At 64.2% G+C, this 2,125-nt stretch carries 1 protein-coding gene; it reads right to left on the minus strand.

Features of this window, described 5'->3' with window-relative positions:
- A partial coding sequence (locus WAX14_RS09690; protein ID WP_422627872.1) for a non-ribosomal peptide synthetase occupies window positions 1-2,125 on the minus strand: 2,125 nt, incomplete at both ends.

Consider the following 2,125-nt stretch of genomic DNA (forward strand, 5'->3'; position numbering starts at 1 on the left):
GCCGAACCGGTATCGAACCGATTCAAGAACCACATCCGAGTCTGCGCCAACGACAACGGAACCCGACCCGAACGCACCTGCGGCACCAACGCCACCCGCGCACCCGAACCCACATGCGACTCCACCCGAGCCGCCAACGCCTGCACCGACGACGCCTCGAACAACACCCGCACCGGCACCGACGTCTCCAACGCCGCACCGATCCGCGCAGTCACCTGCGTCGCAATCAGCGAATTACCACCCAACGCAAAGAAATCATCATCCACACCGACCCGCTCGACGCCGAGCACCTCGGCAAACACACCCGCAACGATCTCCTCCACCGGAGTCGACGGCGCCCGGAACCCCCGCACCGCAAACACCGGATCAGGCAACGCCTTCCGATCCAACTTCCCATTCGCCGTCAACGGCAACGCATCGAGCACCATCACCACATCGGGAACCATGTACCCAGCCAGGAACTGCCCCACCGACTCCCGCACCGACACCACATCGACATCGACCCCGGCCCGCGGAACCACATAACCCACCAGACGATCCCCGGCACGCTCATCCGAACGCACCACAGCAACAGCCTGCGCCACCCCCGCACACCGCGTCAACGCAGCCTCGACCTCACCGAGCTCGATCCGGAAACCACGCAACTGCACCTGGAAATCCGACCGGCCCGCATACTCGAGCAACCCCTCGGCATTCCACCGAGCCAGATCACCCGTCCGATACATCACCCCACCGGTGACATCCCCCGTCGCTCCGCTCGCCCCACCGGTGACATCCCCCGTCGCTCCGCTCACCCCGGCGAACGGATCGGCCACGAACCGCGACGACGTCAACGCCGGCTGCCCCAGATAACCCCGAGACAACTGCGCACCCGCCACATACATCTGCCCCTGCACACCCACCGGAACCGGACGCAACCGCTCATCGAGCACATACACCCGCAACCCCGGCAACGCCCGACCGATCACACTCGCCGACAACCCCGCCATCTGCGCAGTCAACGCCAAGAACGACACATGCACCGTCGTCTCGGTGATCCCGTACATGTTCACCAACTGCGGCGACACATCACCATAACGACCGAACCACCCGGACAACTTGCCCAGATCCAGCGCCTCACCACCGAAAACCACATGACGCAAAGACAACTCACCCGCGCCCGACTCCACCGCAACCCGATCCGCCTCGGCAAACCGATAGAACGCAGACGGCGTCTGACTCAACACCGTCACACCCTCGGCCACCACCAGCTCACGGAACTGCTCCGGCGAACGCGACGTGAAGTAATCCACCACCACCACACGACCACCGTGCAGCAACGGCCCCCACAACTCCCACACCGAGAAATCGAACGCATACGAATGGAACATCGTCCACACGTCCGACTCCCCGAAACCGAACAACCCCCGCGAATTCGCAAACAACTCCACCACATTGCGATGCGTCACCGACACACCCTTCGGCCGGCCCGTCGACCCCGACGTATAGATCACATACGCCAGATCCGACGACCGCAACGGCACCACACGATCCGCATCGGAGACCACCGCACCCGAGAACCCCGACACATCCACCTCATCGAGCACCAACACCTCAGCACCCGACGACACCGGAATCGCCGACCGACCCTCCACCGACGTCACCACCACCGACGGCGCACCATCGGCCAACATGAACTCGATCCGCTCCGCCGGATACGACACATCCACCGGCAGATACGCAGCACCGGCAGACAACACCGCCAGCAAACCCACCACCAACGACTCGTCCCTCGGCAACGCCACCGCCACCAACGAACCCGGACCCACACCCGACGCAATCAAACGACGCGCCAAACGATTCGACCGCTCGAACAACTCCCCGTACGACACCGACACCGAACCCGCCGACACCGCAACCCGACCCGGCAACTCCGAAGCCACAGCACCGAACAACGCCGGCAACGTCACCGACGCATCGACCACCACACCCGGCACCGACCACCCACCGAGCACACACCCACGCTCATCGGCACCCAACAACTCCACATCACCCACCGGCACCGACGGATCCACCACCACAGCACCCAGCAACCGCACGAACCGCTCCGCGAACGACACCACCGTCGACTCGTCGAACAGATCCG

Source organism: Rhodococcus sp. (in: high G+C Gram-positive bacteria) (genome assembly GCF_049299235.1).
Taxonomy (GTDB): Bacteria; Actinomycetota; Actinomycetes; order Mycobacteriales; family Mycobacteriaceae; genus Rhodococcus.